General features: G+C 60.7%; 13 protein-coding genes and 1 pseudogene. 4 read left to right on the top strand and 10 right to left on the bottom strand.

Translation table 11 applies throughout. The features are described from left to right. Position 1: 1 nt before the first annotated feature. From D3870_RS05395 to D3870_RS05345, 10 genes and pseudogenes are all read right to left on the bottom strand, one after another. A complete protein-coding gene (locus D3870_RS05395) occupies positions 2–868 on the bottom strand; it encodes an EAL domain-containing protein (RefSeq protein WP_119737290.1) in 867 nt (288 codons plus the stop codon). Positions 869–1,018: 150 nt separating this feature from the next. Further along, the gene (locus D3870_RS05390; RefSeq protein WP_119737288.1) at positions 1,019–1,234 is read right to left on the bottom strand and encodes a TOBE domain-containing protein; all 216 of its coding nucleotides are present in this window, start codon (positions 1,232–1,234) and stop codon (positions 1,019–1,021) included. 237 nt (positions 1,235–1,471) lie between these two features. Then, positions 1,472–2,311 (bottom strand): ATP-binding cassette domain-containing protein, encoded by an 840-nt coding sequence (locus tag D3870_RS05385; protein WP_119741725.1) that lies wholly within the window; start codon positions 2,309–2,311, stop codon positions 1,472–1,474. Positions 2,312–2,338: 27 nt separating this feature from the next. Then, positions 2,339–3,166 carry an aliphatic sulfonate ABC transporter permease SsuC gene (gene ssuC, locus D3870_RS05380; protein WP_119737286.1) on the bottom strand — a complete coding sequence of 276 codons (828 nt, stop codon included), beginning with the start codon at positions 3,164–3,166 and terminating at the stop codon, positions 2,339–2,341. Between the two features lie 9 nt (positions 3,167–3,175). Continuing rightward, on the bottom strand, positions 3,176–4,330 hold the full coding sequence (gene ssuD / locus D3870_RS05375) for an FMNH2-dependent alkanesulfonate monooxygenase (RefSeq protein ID WP_119737284.1): 1,155 nt from the start codon (positions 4,328–4,330) through the stop codon (positions 3,176–3,178). Positions 4,331–4,393: 63 nt separating this feature from the next. Further along, positions 4,394–5,374 carry a sulfonate ABC transporter substrate-binding protein gene (locus D3870_RS05370; RefSeq protein WP_119737282.1) on the bottom strand — a complete coding sequence of 327 codons (981 nt, stop codon included), beginning with the start codon at positions 5,372–5,374 and terminating at the stop codon, positions 4,394–4,396. A 289-nt stretch (positions 5,375–5,663) separates the two neighbouring features. Then, entirely contained in the window at positions 5,664–6,254 is a 591-nt protein-coding gene (gene ssuE / locus D3870_RS05360; protein ID WP_119737278.1) for an NADPH-dependent FMN reductase, read from the bottom strand. A gap of 27 nt (positions 6,255–6,281) precedes the next feature. Beyond that, positions 6,282–7,289: a sulfate ABC transporter substrate-binding protein gene (locus D3870_RS05355; protein ID WP_119741723.1), complete on the bottom strand. Its 1,008-nt coding sequence runs from the start codon at positions 7,287–7,289 to the stop codon at positions 6,282–6,284. A 541-nt stretch (positions 7,290–7,830) separates the two neighbouring features. Beyond that, the gene (locus D3870_RS05350; protein ID WP_158590383.1) at positions 7,831–8,340 is read right to left on the bottom strand and encodes a GNAT family N-acetyltransferase; all 510 of its coding nucleotides are present in this window, start codon (positions 8,338–8,340) and stop codon (positions 7,831–7,833) included. Between the two features lie 4 nt (positions 8,341–8,344). Beyond that, positions 8,345–8,566 (bottom strand): annotated as a pseudogene (locus D3870_RS05345) (nitroreductase family protein); the annotation flags it as partial. A gap of 198 nt (positions 8,567–8,764) precedes the next feature. Between D3870_RS05345 and D3870_RS05340 the strand changes: the two are divergent. From D3870_RS05340 to D3870_RS05330, 4 genes are all read left to right on the top strand, one after another. Then, positions 8,765–9,505 carry an LLM class flavin-dependent oxidoreductase gene (locus tag D3870_RS05340; RefSeq protein ID WP_199710530.1) on the top strand — a complete coding sequence of 247 codons (741 nt, stop codon included), beginning with the start codon at positions 8,765–8,767 and terminating at the stop codon, positions 9,503–9,505. After that, a complete protein-coding gene (locus D3870_RS22490; RefSeq protein WP_199710526.1) occupies positions 9,506–9,661 on the top strand; it encodes a hypothetical protein in 156 nt (51 codons plus the stop codon). A gap of 256 nt (positions 9,662–9,917) precedes the next feature. Further along, positions 9,918–12,872, top strand: a complete 2,955-nt coding sequence (locus tag D3870_RS05335; protein ID WP_242489873.1) for an autotransporter outer membrane beta-barrel domain-containing protein — start codon at positions 9,918–9,920, stop codon at positions 12,870–12,872. A 338-nt stretch (positions 12,873–13,210) separates the two neighbouring features. Beyond that, positions 13,211–15,415, top strand: coding sequence for an OsmC domain/YcaO domain-containing protein (locus tag D3870_RS05330; protein ID WP_119737272.1), 2,205 nt, complete (start codon positions 13,211–13,213; stop codon positions 15,413–15,415). Positions 15,416–15,685: the final 270 nt, after the last annotated feature.

The raw sequence follows: 15,685 nt of genomic DNA, 5'->3' as shown, positions 1-15,685 counted from the left end.
GTCACACTGCTCCAGCGATTGCACGAGGGATGACAGTCTCGTGTTGCGCGGCAGGCGTGCCTGCATCGGTCGCATCGAGCGATGCCTTCGGGATATCCCACAAATAGCCCTGTGCGTGCATGACGTGGCCGCTTTGCTCGCCCAGGGATTGAATCAGCTCCGACGTCCGCCGGTTCTCGACGCGCTTGAAGATCAACTGCAGATTCAGGTTCGCGCATTCGTGCGCCAGCCTCAGCGCGGCGACCTCATCCGCAATCTCGCGGCCATCGACCTTCACCACATCGGCGCGGACGCGATGCAGCAGGTCCAGCGCCTCGGCGGCATCGGCGGCATTGATCGCCACGCGAAAGCCGTTGCGGCGGTAGTTGTCCGCCACGTAATTCAGGAGCCAGCCCTGCTGCTCGACGATGGCGGGCAGTTGCAGCACCACCCTTTGCTGCGGCACGCCCAGCATGTCCAGAATGCGTCGGAACGCGATGCCATGGTTACCATCCACGGCGGCCAGCAGACGGGCATGGACGCTCAGGTAAAGGTCGCGGCCTGCAGCCGCAGGCTGGCGGAAAAAGTTGATCGCGTGCAGCAGGCGGCATAAGCGATCGAGTTCGATCGACTCGTCGTCGCTGGCGGCGAGGTCCAGCAGCTTCCACAGCGACAGACCGTCGTCGGTGCTCGAATAGCTGCGGATGAAGCCTTCGAAGCCGGTCACCATGTGCGAATCAAGCCGGCGGATCGACTGAAACGCGCTGGTCAGCGTCGAATTGAAATAGCGCCCTTGCGCCCGCCCTTCCGCATCCTTCCACACACGCGTTTCGGGCTGCGGGGTGTCATGCAGACGGGCAATGTAGTCTTCCAGAGCAGGATGCGGCATGCATGTTCTCCTTGCAGGTCATTCCAGATGAGTGAACGACGGGCCGAAGTGCGGCCATTCAGGAAAAAACCGGAATGACCGCGGTGGCGTCCATCGACTACGGGATCAGCTACGAGATCGACCGTGAAGCACTGCAAAGCGCACAGCGCCTCAGAGCTTGGCGATCGAGACTTCGGTTGCCTTGACCAGCGCGACAACTTCCGTGCCCGGAACGAGGCCGAGGTCGCGAATGGAACGCGTGGTGATGACCGAGGTTACGATGCCGGCAGGCGTTTCGACATCGACTTCGGACACGACCGGTCCTTCGATGATGGCTTTGACCTTGCCTTTGAACTGATTGCGAACGTTGATTGCCTGGATGCTCATGATTTCTCCTTGTGTGAGCGGGTTTGAGAACGGGGTGAAAATCGGGGGTGCATGGTGCATCGGGATGCGTCATGCAGTTCCTGCAATCTCCTTCCCCTTCAAGGGGAAGGTCGGGATGGGAATGGGTTTGATGCGACTGCTGTAACCCATCCCCACCCTACCCCTCCCCTTGAAGGGGAGGGAATTGCGTTATCGGAAAAACCACTGCCTCCTCTGTAGCGGAACAGAATGTGAAACTCAGATCGCCCATGCAACCTGGGTCACGGTTTTCAACAAGGACACATCGCCCAGCACCTCGTCCGGTGCCGACGCGGGATGCTGCAACACGCGCGCCAGAATGCGCTCTTCCCATTGCGCGAACGCGGCATTGCCGCGGCTGCGCGGGCGCTGCAGGTCGATGCGCTCGTCCAGCGTGATCCGGCCATCCTCGATCAGGATCACGCGGTCGGCCAGGGCGATCGCTTCCTGCACGTCGTGCGTCACCAGCACGGCGGTGAAGCCGCGTTCGCGCCACAGCGTTTCGATCAATTGCTGCATTTCGATGCGCGTCAATGCATCGAGCGCGCCGAGCGGCTCGTCCAGCAGCAGCAGCTCCGGGTCATGCACCAGCGCACGCGCCAGTGCGACGCGCTGACGCTGCCCGCCGGACAGCACCGCGGGCCATTCCTTCGCGCGCTCCTGCAGCCCGACGTTCTGCAATGCCTGTACGGCCTTGCCGGACGCTGCCTGCAAGCCCAGCGCCACGTTGTCGAGCACACGCTTCCACGGCAACAGGCGCGAGTCCTGGAACATGATGCGTGTCTGCGGCTTGCTCTCCGTGCTTTCGCCGAACGCGATGCGTCCGCCGTCGGCATGTTCCAGACCGGCCAGCAGGCGCAGCAGCGTGCTCTTGCCGCAGCCGCTGCGCCCGACGATGGCGACGAATTCGCCCGCTTCGATGTGCAGCGCGACGGATTTCAATACCTCGCGCCCCGCATAGGATTTCGATAAGTCCTGTACTTCCACGCGCACGCCGCGCTTTGCCGGCAAGCGTGAAGCGGCTGCGACCTTCGCGTTTTCAAGCGGATTGTTTTTCATGTTTTTCTCCTTGATGGATGACAGCATTCAGCGATAGCCCGGATGCCAGCGCAGCGTGTACCGTTCAACCGTGCGCGCCAGCACATCGGCCAGCTTGCCCAGCAGCGCGTACAGCAGGATGCCGACCAGCACCACATCGGTCTGGAGGAATTCGCGCGCATTCATCGTCATGTAGCCGATGCCGGACTGCGCGGAAATCGTTTCCGACACGATCAGCAGCACCCACACCAGACCGAGCGCAAAGCGCACGCCGACCAGAATCGACGGCAGCGCGCCGGGCAGGATCACGTCGCGGTACAGCGCCCAGCCGGACAGGCCGTAGCTCTTCGCCATCTCGATCAGCCCCTTGTCCACCGAGCGGATGCCGTGAAAGGTATTCAGATACACCGGGAAGAACACGCCGACCGACACCAGAAAGAGCTTGGCGGTTTCATCGATGCCGAACCACAGGATCACCAGCGGGATCAGCGCCAGTGCCGGGATGTTGCGGATCATCTGCAGCGTGGTGTCGAGCAGCGTCTCGGCCTGCTTGAAGGTGCCGGTCAAGAGCCCGAGCAGCAGGCCCAGCCCGCCGCCGACCGCGAAGCTCGACAGCGCGCGCCATGCGCTGGTCCGCACGTGCTGCCACAGCTCGCCGGAGACGGTCAATTCCCATGCGGCCCGCAGCACGGCGAGCGGCTCGGGCAGGATGCGGCTGGACAGCCAGCCCGCCTGCGCCGACAGTTGCCAGACCGCGATCAGCAGGGCCGGCACGACCCACGGCGCGAGCCTGGCAAGCACTTCCCTGCGCCACAGGGGAGCGGCGCGCTTCTCGAGTGACACCACGGTGTCGAGACTGACTATCGTTGCGCTCATGAAGCCTCCTCAGCTTTGCGAAACCTTCGGCAGGATGCTGTTCGCAACCACCTCGCCGAACGGGCCGGTCAACGAACCACCGACTTCCGCCTGCCTGCCCTTGCCGATCAGCGGGAACACCAGTTCGGCAAAGCGGTAGGACTCTTCCAGATGCGGGTAACCGGACAGGATGAAAGTCTCGATGCCGAGCGCGGCATATTCCTGCATGCGCGCCGCCACGGTTTCGGGATCGCCGACCAGCGCCGTGCCTGCGCCGCCGCGCACCAGTCCGACACCGGCCCACAGATTGGGCGACACTTCCAGCTTGTCGCGCCGCCCGCCATGCAACGCCGCCATGCGACGCTGGCCTTCCGAATCCATCTTCGCGAATGCGGCCTGCGCTTGCGCAATCACATCGTCGTCCAGATGGCTGATCAGTTCATCCGCCGCCTTCCATGCAGCCTCGTTCGTCTCGCGCACGATCACATGCAAGCGGATGCCGAAGCGCACCGTGCGTCCGTGCTTCGCGGCACGGGCCCGGATGTCGGCGATCTTTTCCGCGACGGCGGCGGGCGGCTCGCCCCAGGTCAGGTACACATCCACCTGCTCCGCAGCGAGTTCGTGCGCCGCTGCCGACGAACCGCCGAAGTACAGCGGCGGATACGGTTTCTGGACCGGCGGGAACAGGGTTTTCGCGCCCTTCACCTTGATGTGCTTGCCATCGAGATCGAACCCGGCATCGCCGCCCTCGCCCGCCAGCGCGGCGCGCCACACGCGCAGGAATTCCGATGAAATCTCATAGCGCTCCGCGTGATCGGCGAACAGGCCGTCCGCTTCCAGTTCGCCCTGATCGCCGCCGGTCACGACGTTCACCAGCAGACGGCCATTGGAGAGGCGATCGAAGGTGGCCGCCGTGCGCACCGCCAGTCCCGGCGTGCTCAGACCAGGGCGGATCGCCACCAGGAACTTCAGCTTTTGCGTGACGCCGATCAGGCTCGATGCGACCACCCACGGATCCTCGCAGGAGCGTCCGGTCGGGATCAGCACGCCGTCATAGCCGTTGGTGTCGGCGGCGACCGCGACCTGCTTCAGATAGTCGTAATTGACGGGGCGCGCACCGCGCGATGTGCCGAGGTAGCGGCTGTCGCCATGCGTGGGGAGAAACCAGAAGACGTTGAGACTCATGCTCGTTTTCCTGTCGTTATCGATTCGATTCGGGTTGGCTTGTACTATCACCCACCGTACTGGTTACAGCTTTGCCGCCAGGGTCGCGTCCTTGACCTTGATCTTCTTCGGGATCAATTTCAGGTTGGCGAACACGTCGGCGATTTTCTGCTGCTCGTTGAGCACCGCGTCGCTCACAGGCTTGACGCCGTAGCTATAGCGCGCCGCGGCCAGTTCGACGACCGCCGGCTCCAGTCCGATCTGCGTCGCCAGGATAGCCGCCGCCTCTTTCAGATTGTTCTTTGCCCAGGCATCGGTGCTGTCGAGTTCCTCGGTGACGATCTTGAGAATGTCCGGACTTTTCTCCGCGTAGGGACGCGACGCGAGGAAGAACTGATGGTTGCTGACGATGCCTTTGCCGTCGGTGAGGATCCGCGCACCGAGCTGCTTCTCCGCCGCCGCGAAAAAGGGATCCCATATCACCCATGCATCGACGCTGCCGCGCTCGAATGCAGCGCGCGCATCGGCCGGCGCGAGGTAGACGGTTTCGATGTCCTTGTATTGCAGGCCCGCCCTTTCCAGCGCCTTGACCAGCAGGTAGTGGACGTTGGAACCCTTGTTGAGCGCCACCTTCTTGCCCTTCAGTTCCGCGACCGTTTTCAGGGTCGATGTCTTCGGCACGATGATGGCTTCCGAGGATGGCGCGGGCGGTTCGTTGGCGACGTACACGAGGTTGGCGCCAGCGGCCTGCGCGAAGATCGGCGGCGCTTCGCCGACCGTGCCGAAGTCGATGCTGCCGACGTTCAAGCCTTCCAGCAAGACGGGACCGGCGGGAAATTCCACCCACTTCACATCGACGCCGTGCGCAGCGAGGCGTTTCTCCAAGGTGCCGCGCGCCTTCAGGATGGTCAGCGTGCCGTACTTCTGGAAGCCGATGCGCAGCGTGCCTTTGGATTGCGCCAGCGCGAAGCCTGGCAGAGTGGAAGCCAGCACACCTGCTGCCGTGGCGGATAACAGGCTCAGGGTGCGGCGTTTTGCGTTGCGTTTTTCATTCGAGATCGTCATTTGTTTTCCTTGTGCTTTGTCGAAATTGGAGAAAGAGAGTCCCCCGCCGCTCTCTGGAGCAGCTTCTGTCTAACCGGGAGTGAAATGGCGGGTGGGACCCGCCCTACCTGCTACCTGCTTGTTTCGCGACTTGCGGTTCTGCTCCTTCCCCTTCAAGGGGAAGGTTGGGATGGGGATGGGTTTAAGTCCTCGCGATACAACCCATCCCCACCCTGCCCTCCCCTTGAAGGGGAGGGAATACTCCGGCAAGTTCCCGTAGGCGGGTCCCACCCGCCGTCGGGCTTTGTGCTCAGACGCTACATCGCACCTGGGAAAACGGCACCGGCGTGAAAGCGGTGGCGGAAGACGAACGCAAGGTCAGCAGGTTCGTCGACAGATTCTCGACAGCGTCGGCGACGCGCTGCGCAATCGCCGGATCGAGTGTCAAACCCTTGTCGGCGGCCCACTGGACCTGTGCCTCGGTGGCATAGATGCTCGGCAGGATGTGCTTCGCGGCGAGCGCCGACAGCACGGGGCGCAAGGCATAGTCCAGCGCCAGCATGTGCGACTGGCTGCCGCCGGTCGCGATCGGCAGCACCAGCTTGCCGGCCAGACCATCCTGCGGCAGCAGATCGAGAAAGGCCTTCAGCACGCCGCTGTACGCCGCCTTGTACACCGGCGTGGCCACGATCACCGCCTCGGCCTGTTCCACCTGCGCCTTCGCCAGCTTGATGTCGGCGTTGTTGTAATCGGCTTGCAGCAGCGCCTGCGCCGGCAGGTCCAGCACGTGCAGCCTGGAATAGCGGTGTCCCTGCAACGCGAGCTTCTCGCCGATGTGGTGCAGCAATCGGGTCGAACGCGATGGAATCGAGGGGCTGCCGGCCAGCAGAAGAATCGTCATTGTCTTGTCCCTGAAAGCGGCGCGCGATTACTTCCTGCCCGGCTGATAGATCTGGTCGAACGAACCGCCGTCGGAGAAGTGCGCCTTCTGCGCTTTGGTCCAGCCTCCGAATACGGCGTCGATCGTGAACAGATTGACCTTCGGGAATTGCGCGGCATATTTCTTCGCCACCTTGTCCGAGATCGGACGGTAGTAATTCTGCGCCGCGATTTCCTGTCCTTCGTCGCTGTACAGATATTGCAGATAGGCTTCCGCGACCTTGCGCGTGCCGCGCTTGTCCACGACCTTGTCCACCACGGCAACCGGCGGTTCGGCCAGGATGCTGATGGTCGGTGCAACCACTTCGAACTTGTCCGGACCGAGTTCCTTGATCGCAAGGATCGCTTCATTCTCCCAGGCGATCAGCACGTCGCCGATACCGCGTTCGACGAAAGTCGTCGTCGAACCGCGCGCACCGGAATCAAGCACAGGAATATTCCTGAACAGCTTTGCCACAAACTCTTTCGCAATCGCGTCGTTGCCGCCCGGCTGTTTCAGCGCATAGCCCCATGCGGCCAGATAGTTCCAGCGCGCGCCGCCGGAAGTTTTCGGGTTCGGCGAGATCACCGCGACACCCGGCTTGACCAGATCGTTCCAGTCCTTGATGCCCTTCGGATTACCCTTGCGCACGAGGAACACGATGGTCGAGGTGTACGGTGCGCTGTTGTGCGGCAGACGTTTCTGCCAATCCTTCGCCAGCAGACCGCGATCGGCGATTTCGTCGATGTCGTAAGCCAGCGCCAGCGTCACGATATCCGCATCGAGACCGTCGATCACGGAACGCGCCTGCTTGCCGGAACCGCCGTGCGACTGCTTGACGGTCACGTTGTCGCCGTTCTTCGCCTTCCACTGCGCGGAGAACGACTTGTTGAAGTCCTGGTACAACTCGCGCGTCGGATCGTAGGACACGTTCAACAGATTGACGTCGGCCGCATAGGCGGATTGCGCGACAAGTGCCAATGCAACTGCCGACTGGATCAGTTTCTTCAACAACATTTCGTTCTCCCTCAAGATGATTTCCGAAGTCAACAGATTAAGGAAATGCTTCTTGAAAAAGAACGAATAGTTTTGCGGTTCCTTATTTGAATTGCGTATATGGTGCAATTCCGGTGGCGTAATTCCGGTGGCGTAATTCCGGTGGCGCAATTCCGGTGGCGCAATTCCGGTGGCGCAATTCCGGGAGGCAAGCAATTGAAGAAATATCCATGCGCATGCATGCCTGTGCATGATTCGAATATGGATATTCGAAAATCTTCCATGAGCGCATTTGATGAACAGTTCATCCCCTGCTGCAATCTTCGCGGGGGTGACACGAGATTCATGAAATTTAGAGCGCCTAACAAAATGAAGCGAAGCGGTTCCGAGTAGGGTGCAGCAGGGAATTCGGGCAGCATGCTGCCCGCCTGCGAAACGGCGCTGGCATGCAAGCCAGTGCGCGCCCTGCAAGGGTGCCGCCGCAGACAGTACGACCGGTACGGCAAGGCGGCACAACACCCTCAGAATCATTTTGTTAGGCGCTCTTACTGCCAATGTGTGCCTACAAGGCGCATTTGCAAACCACTCTCTTTTGATAGCTGTCGCACAGCCGTTTCGAAAACGTGAATGTTTCGATGCCGAACACGGATGTCGTCTTGCCGATTTGACGGTAGCCGTTGCGGCGATAGAAGTCTCGTGCGGTGACCGTGCTCGCCACTCGCAGCTCATTAAGATTCCACTGTCCGGCCTGCACTTCGATCGCCTGCAGCAGGGATTTGCCGATCCCGGTGAAACGCACTTCCGGCGTGACATGGCACAGCACAATTTTTCCTGCCCGCGTCAGCATCGCGACGCCGACCGGCTCATGATCCGCAACCGCGACCAGTGAATAATGATCCGGCGCGAGTAGCCACGTCCCCACGGTCCCCGGCGTCTTGTTGCCCAGCCATGCAGCGAGAATCGCGCCATCGTTGCGATGGTCTTCAATGCAGCATTCCGAGATGGAGCGGCACAGTACCTTGCAGACAGATGCTGCATCCTCCGACACCGCCGTGCGAATCTCGAATTCCATGCGATTAAAGCAATTGCACCGCCGTCTCGAACTCAAGACGTGGTCCGCGCGGATGAATCGATGCCGGATCGCCATAACCGAGATTGGCGATAAAGTTGACGCGGTAACGACCATCCGGGAAGAACTCCTGGTTGATGCGATCCGCATTGAAGCCGGACATCAGCCCCACATCCAGACCAAGAGCGCGGGCGGCAAGGATGAGATACGCGCCCTGCAGCGAACTGTTGCGCGCGTCGCGAAACGCGATCAGCGGGTCTTCTTGTTCATCCACGCCCTTCTCCGCATTGACGCTGCGCGCGAACTCGGACAAGAAATTGTGCGCTAGAAGTTCCATGCTTTGACTTTAGCGTGACAAACATCCAGCCGTGAACGAATAAAGCCGAAGTAGCTTATCCATATTTCGCATGATCCCTCGCCGGTTCCGGTGCCGCATCCATCCGGCTTCCACCTGATTGCCGATCATCACCCACTGTTGCGTGACCAGCAGAGCAATGCGCCGGACGCTGAGAAAGCAGCACCTTGCCGAACACGCACATGCATCGCCGTCATCACCGGCGGTGGCGGCCCGGCACAGCTCTGGTGGGACGACTCGGCGGGCCACGACGACCGCTACACCCGCACCACGGAATTTCTCGACATCGTGCGCGGCGTGTGGAAGGGCGGCCTTTTTTCCTATCGAGGCAAGTTTTATCAGGTGGAGAATGCCGGCCTGCCCGATCCGCTGTCGCTGGAGGAATTCCCGGAAATCTATTTTTCCGGCTCGTCCGACGCGGCGCTCGCCTCGGCATCGAAGCATGCCGATTATTACCTGACCTGGCTGGAGCCCTTCGACGCGCTGCGCGAGAAGTTCCGCCGCGTGAAGGAAAAGACCGACGCGCTAGGCCGCAAGATCAAGTGTGCAGTGCGCGTCGATATCGTCGCCCGCCCGACGGAAGAAGAAGCATGGACGGAAGTGCGGCGCGGTTTCGAACAGATCGACAAGGCCACGCTGGAGAACTTTTTCGGCAATGGCGCGGGCGATTCCGTCGGCGCGAGGCGCCAGCGCGCCAACCGCCCGACCACGATCAACAGCTACAGGGATTTGATCATCGAACCGAACGTCTGGTCCGGCTTCAGCCTGCTGCACGGCGGTCAGACGCAAGGCATCGTCGGCAGCTACCAGTAGGTGGCGGAACGGCTCGATGAACTGGTGCAATTGGGTGCCGATGCCTTCATCCTGGCGGGCACGCCGCATCTGGAAGAAGCCTATCGGGTCGGCGAAGAAGTGTTGCCGCTGGTGCGGAGACATGAAAGCACACAAGTGTTGCGTGCAGTCGGATAGTCTTTCAGTGAAATCGGGGCGCAGCTGATACTTGCTGCGCCATGTATTTTTTACTGTCCTGTAAATCTACAGTGAATGTGATTTAACTTGATGAGTCGTGTCGGAATTCGTTGCGACTTCAACATGATCCGATAGTCTGGGTTCGGCCTACTGCGAACATTGGGCCGCTCTCGCATTTTAAATTGGGCACACATACAGCTGCTATTCCGGGGGTTGTATGAAGTCATTGGCATAGATAATCGGGAAGTATCAATTTGTGAAAGCTTTCCTGATGAAATCGTGCAATGGCAAGTCGAGCGGCAAACGCCCCGTCAATAAGGTGGAACGCCCGGCAGCAGGGCCGTTCAGCGCCGCTGAAACAAACACTTCCGCGTTTTCTGTCTCGGCCACCGCGCTCGCCGTAGCGCTTCTCGCCGCAGCACCCTCAATCTCGCGTGCTGCATGGGAGTGTGGAGCGGATGGAGCCGGGCAGGACACCCTCACCTGCTCGGGCGCGAGCTATGCGACAGGGATCTCCTACGCCGGGTCCAACGGATTGACGCTCAACCTCGCCAACCCGAGCATGGTGGTTTCGGGCACGCAAGGCGTATCGCTTCAGGCTCCGCCCGCCGTGCCGAGCCTCAATCTGACGGTCAATGTGACAGATATCCAGTCGATCACCGCCACGGGTTCGGCTGTGACGGTCACCAATTCAGCAGTCGGCGGGCTCGCCTCCGTGAACATCGGCAGCGGAACGCTCACTTCGACCGGTGCGACCAACACCGTGTCAGCCCACGGCGGCAGTGCGGGTGCCAGTGCCCAGGTGACGCTGACCGGCGGACAGGTCTTGAATACCGGGACAGGGGGCGGGATCGTCGCGTCGACAGCCAGCGTTGCCGGAACCGGCAACGCGACCGTCGTGATGACCGGCGGCACGGTCCAGGCATCCGGCACAGGCGTCACGTCGTCGATCTCGGGGACCAACCACACAGGTACGGCAAGCATCACCATGAGTGGCGGCTCCGTTCTGTCCACAGGAGCCACCGGTTTGTGGGCGCGACACACCGGAAAAGGCTTGGCCCAGGTGCAGATGAGCGGCGGCACGGTCGCCGCCACCGGGACCAACAGCGACGGCGTCTTCGCCTCGAGCAACACCGGCACTTACGCGGTGGATGTCTCCGGTGGCACTGTGACCGGGGGCGGCGGCTTCGGCGCCGCGATCCACACCTCGGCCGCTGCCGGCGGCATCGTCAACATCGGCACGGGTGCCGTGATCAATGCGGGCTCTTCCGGCGTGGCGATCCGGGACGGCGACTTCAACCGCGACGGCATCGACGAAATCGGCGGCAACGCGACCATCACCATCGCCGGCACCCTGAACGGCGCCGTGCTGCTCGGCGGCGGCACCGACACGCTCAACGTCACCGGCGGCGCGATCAACGGCAACATCACCGGCGACGGCGTCGACGCGCTCAACTTCAACCTCGGCTCGAACAGCTTCGTCCATGGAGGGGCCTATGCCATCAGCGGGATGGACGCCATCGTCATGAACTCGGGCTTGGCGCAGATCGACAGCACCATCAGCGCCAACACGATCACCGTGAAGGGCGGCACGATAGTGCTGAACGGAAACAGCGCCGCCTCGGCCGGCACCACCGTGGAAGCCGGCACACTCGCCGTCAACGGCACGCTCGGCGGCACGCTCAACGTGCTCGCCCCGGGGCGGCTCCAGGGTTCGGGTTCGGTGGGCAGCACGACCATCGCGGGCACGGTCGCACCGGGGAATTCCATCGGTATCCTCAGCGTCAATGGCAATTTCGCCCAGCTGGCGGGCTCGACCTATCAAGTCGAAGTCGACCCGGCGTCCACCGCATCAGACCTGATTCGCGTAAGCGGCAGCGCCAGCATCGGGACCGGGTCACGTCTCGAGGTCGTGCGAGCCGGGGCCGTGAGCTACAGCGTGGGCACCCGCTACACCGTGCTCAGCGCCGATGGTGGCGTGGCAGGCACCTACAGCCTGGCGGGCAATACGCAGAGCGCTTTCGCGCGGTTGATTGACAGCTATGACGCAAACCATGTCTATCTGACAGCAGAAAAACTTCGCGACATCACCGATGCCGCAGAAACACCCAACGAAGGGGCCGTGGGCGGAGCACTGGACAGCCTGCCCGGCAGCAACGGTTTCGCCAATGAGGTGACATGGCTGCCCAACGACTCCGCGGCACGCGATGCACTGAACCAGCTGTCGGCGGACATTCATGCATCCACGAAGACGGCGTTGCTGGAAGACAGCCGCTTCGTGCGCGAAGCTGCGATTGATCGGCTGCGCGGCTCGGCCTGCGCGCCGGGCAGTGCGGCGGCCAGCCCAGCGCAGACGCCGCAGCAGATGCGCGCCGGCTGCACCCCGGAGGACCTCCAGAAGCACTCGGCCTGGATCCATGTATTCGGCTCCTGGGGCAGCATCGACAGCGACGGCAATGCAGCCAAGCTCAAGCGCGACATCGGCGGCTTCTTGGTCGGCGCGGATACCGGCGTGGGTGCGGGTTGGCGTGTGGGCATGCTCGGCGGCTACAGCCGCGCGAGCGCGGACACCAGCGCGCGCAACAGCGGCAGCAAGACCGACAGCTATCACCTTGGCGCGTACGGCGGCACGCAGTGGGACGCCACAGCGCTGCGTCTGGGCGCCAGCCATAGCTGGAACAAGACGGAAACGAATCGCTCCGTCGCCTTCGCGGGCTTCGCCGGGGGCTTGAACGCCGAATACGACAGCACGACGACGCAGGTGTTCGGCGAACTCGGCCACCAGATCGACATGGGGCGCGCTGTTCTCGAACCTTTTTCCGGGCTGGCCCATGTGAGACTGAAGAGTGACGCGTTCCTGGAGCGTGGTGGACCCGCTGCGATGTACGGCGAGGGCGACAGCACCAATGCGACCTTCTCGACGATCGGCCTGCGCGCGAGCATGCAGGCGGGTGAAAGCACACGCCTGCGCGGCATGCTGGGCTGGCGCCATGCGTTCGGCGATACCGCGCCCACAAGCACGCACACCTTCAGCGGCAGCCTGCCGTTCACCCTTGCCGGCGTGCCGCTGGCAAAGAACGTCGCGGCGTTTGACGCGGGCATCGAGACGCAGCTGCGGCCGAACCTGACGCTGGAAGCCTCCTACTCAGGGCAGTTCGGTGACGGGCTCGAAGACCATGGGTTCAAGGCCAGCCTGAACTGGAAGTTCTGACAGCTGAATTCCGGTGACGCGAGCGGCCGCTTTGGAGAAATCTGTATAGGCGATTTATTCGTAACTGCGAGTGCGAGATAAGTCGCCATTGCACCCCGGTCATTAGCACTTCGGCGCGCTTGCTCAATGACCTCTGGTCGCTCGCTCATGACTGCTACAACTTGGCGAGCGAGTTCATTGGGCATGACAAATCGCTTATCAAAGCATGGATCTGGCAAAGGAACTCCGGATTGGCACTAGACACAGGCTTCTTCCATCCATGAGAAGCACAGGATTCCGGCTGAAAAAATCGGATAATAGCGGCTCAATCGTTTTGCTCGCTATTTTGGAATTCATGCATGGAAATCAAGGTTAACTTTCTCGACAAGCTTCGTCTGGAAGCCAAGTTCGATGACTTCACGGTCGTGTCCGATCAGCCTATCCGCTATAAGGGCGATGGCTCGGCACCTGGTCCGTTCGATTACTTTCTGACCTCATCGGCCTTGTGCGCGGCTTACTTTGTCAAGCTGTATTGCAACACTCGCAATATTCCTACCGAGAATATCCGCCTGTCGCAGAACAATATTGTTGATCCGGAAAACCGTTACCAGCAGATTTTCAAGATTCAGGTCGAGTTGCCAGAGGATATCTCTGCCACAGATCGCCAAGGTATTTTGCGCTCCATCGAGCGTTGTACGGTGAAAAAAGTGGTGCAAGCCGGGCCCGAGTTTGTGATTGAAGAGGTAGCGAATCTAGATGCCGATGCTCAGGCGTTGCTGACCTTGAATCCGGCTTCTGAAGCGAGCACTTATATTACGGGTAAGGATCTGCCGCTGGAGCAAACCATCGCCAATATGACGGGCGTTTTGGCGGACCTGGGCATCAAGATTGAAATCGCTTCGTGGCGCAATATTGTGCCCAATGTGTGGTCGCTGCATATCCGCGATGCGCACTCGCCGATGTGTTTTACCAATGGCAAGGGAGCGACCAAAGAAAGCGCGTTGGCGTCGGCGTTGGGAGAGTATATCGAGCGGCTCAATAACAACCATTTCTATGCCGGTACGTTTTGGGGCGAAGACATCGCCAACGCGGCGTTTGTACATTATCCGAACGAGCGCTGGTTCAAGCCCGGCCGTAAAGATGCGCTGCCGGCCGAAATTCTGGATGAGTACTGCCTGCAAATTTACAATCCCGATGGCGAGTTGCGTGGCTCGCATCTGGTCGACACCAATTCCGGCAATGTCCAGCGTGGTATCTGTTCGCTGCCGTATGTGCGGCAGTCGGACGGCGAGGTGGTGTATTTTCCGTCCAACCTGGTCGAAAACCTATTCGTCAGCAATGGCATGAGTGCCGGTAATACGCTGGTCGAAGCGCAGGTGCAATGCCTGTCGGAGATTTTCGAGCGAGCGGTCAAACGCGAAATTCTGGAAGGTGAAATCGCCTTGCCTGATGTGCCGCAGGAAGTGCTGGCGAAATACCCTGGCATTGTGGCCGGCATTCAGGGCTTGGAAGAGCAGGGCTTTCCGGTGCTGGTGAAGGATGCGTCGCTGGGTGGAGTGTACCCAGTGATGTGCGTCACCTTGATGAACCCGCGGACAGGCGGTGTGTTTGCCTCGTTCGGCGCGCACCCAAGTTTCGAGGTGGCGCTGGAACGCAGTCTGACGGAATTGCTGCAGGGTCGCAGTTTTGAAGGCCTGAACGATTTACCTCGGCCCACCTTTGCAAGTGAGGCTGTCACTGAGCCATATAACTTTGTTGAACACTTCATTGATTCCAGCGGTGTGGTGTCGTGGCGCTTCTTCAGTGCCAAGGCTGATTACGATTTTGTTGAATGGGATTTCTCTGGCCAGGGTGAAAACTCCAATGCCGAGGAAGCCGCGACCTTGTTCGGCATTCTCGAAGACATGGGCAAAGAGGTCTACACGGCGGTGTATGACCAGTTAGGCGCCACTGCCTGCCGGATTCTGGTGCCGGGTTATTCGGAAGTTTATCCGGTAGAAGATCTGATCTGGGATAACAGCAACAAAGCGCTGTTGTTCCGCGCCGATATTTTGAACCTGCATCGCCTGGACGATGCCGCCCTGGAAGCACTGCTTGAGCGTCTGGAGAACAACGAGCTGGATGAGTACGGCGACATCGCCACCTTGATCGGCATTGAATTTGACGAGAATACGGAATGGGGCCAGCTCACAGTTCTGGAATTGAGGCTGCTGATTAATCTAGCGTTACAACAATTTGAGGAGGCGCATGAACTGGTGGGCGCCTTCCTGCAGTACAACGACAGCACGGTCGAGCGCGGATTGTTTTATCAGGCCTTGAATGTGGTGCTGGAGGTACTGCTGGATGACGAGTTGGAACTGGACAATTACGTGGTCAATTTCCGCCGGATGTTTGGCAACCCGCGGATGGACGCGGTGATCGGGTCAGTGGACGGCAGCGTGCGCTTCTTCGGCTTAAGCCCTGCGAGTATGAAACTGGAGGGGCTCGATAGGCACCTGCGCCTGCTCGACAGCTACAAAAAACTGCACATGGCGCGGGCCAATGTGGCGGCTATATCCAGTTAGAGTTACGAGTCATGGCTGGATCAACGTGTACGTGGATCCTGATCACCCTGAGAAATCCGTTCTCGTCGTTGGCACAGTTTCCCCACATACGTTTGAAAATATGGTGACTTGCGGAGTTCTCTTGGTGGCCTCATTTTTCGGTGCAGTGGCGCTGCTTTGGTCAAGCCGAGCAACGGCCAGGCTCGCCCCTGAGAATCAGCTTCCGTGAGCTTCTTGCGCACCACCGCGGACGTCCGCTTTCCACTTGGTCGACAGACCGCTTCAGGTCGA

The sequence above is a fragment of the Noviherbaspirillum cavernae genome (assembly GCF_003590875.1).
GTDB classification, from domain to species: Bacteria; Pseudomonadota; Gammaproteobacteria; order Burkholderiales; family Burkholderiaceae_D; genus Noviherbaspirillum; species Noviherbaspirillum cavernae.
Note: the sequence above shows the minus strand (reverse complement) of the source record. Positions and strands in the feature narration are given on the sequence as shown.

Coding starts and splice junctions, on each gene's coding strand:
- ssuE (WP_119737278.1), bottom strand. CDS start 6,254: ATGACGATTCTTCTGCTGGCCGGCAGCCCCTCGATTCCATCGCGTTCG.
- D3870_RS05390 (WP_119737288.1), bottom strand. CDS start 1,234: ATGAGCATCCAGGCAATCAACGTTCGCAATCAGTTCAAAGGCAAGGTC.
- D3870_RS05385 (WP_119741725.1), bottom strand. CDS start 2,311: ATGAAAAACAATCCGCTTGAAAACGCGAAGGTCGCAGCCGCTTCACGC.
- D3870_RS05350 (WP_158590383.1), bottom strand. CDS start 8,340: ATGGAATTCGAGATTCGCACGGCGGTGTCGGAGGATGCAGCATCTGTC.
- D3870_RS05370 (WP_119737282.1), bottom strand. CDS start 5,374: ATGACGATCTCGAATGAAAAACGCAACGCAAAACGCCGCACCCTGAGC.
- ssuD (WP_119737284.1), bottom strand. CDS start 4,330: ATGAGTCTCAACGTCTTCTGGTTTCTCCCCACGCATGGCGACAGCCGC.
- D3870_RS05330 (WP_119737272.1), top strand. CDS start 13,211: ATGGAAATCAAGGTTAACTTTCTCGACAAGCTTCGTCTGGAAGCCAAG.
- D3870_RS05355 (WP_119741723.1), bottom strand. CDS start 7,289: ATGTTGTTGAAGAAACTGATCCAGTCGGCAGTTGCATTGGCACTTGTC.
- D3870_RS05395 (WP_119737290.1), bottom strand. CDS start 868: ATGCCGCATCCTGCTCTGGAAGACTACATTGCCCGTCTGCATGACACC.
- ssuC (WP_119737286.1), bottom strand. CDS start 3,166: ATGAGCGCAACGATAGTCAGTCTCGACACCGTGGTGTCACTCGAGAAG.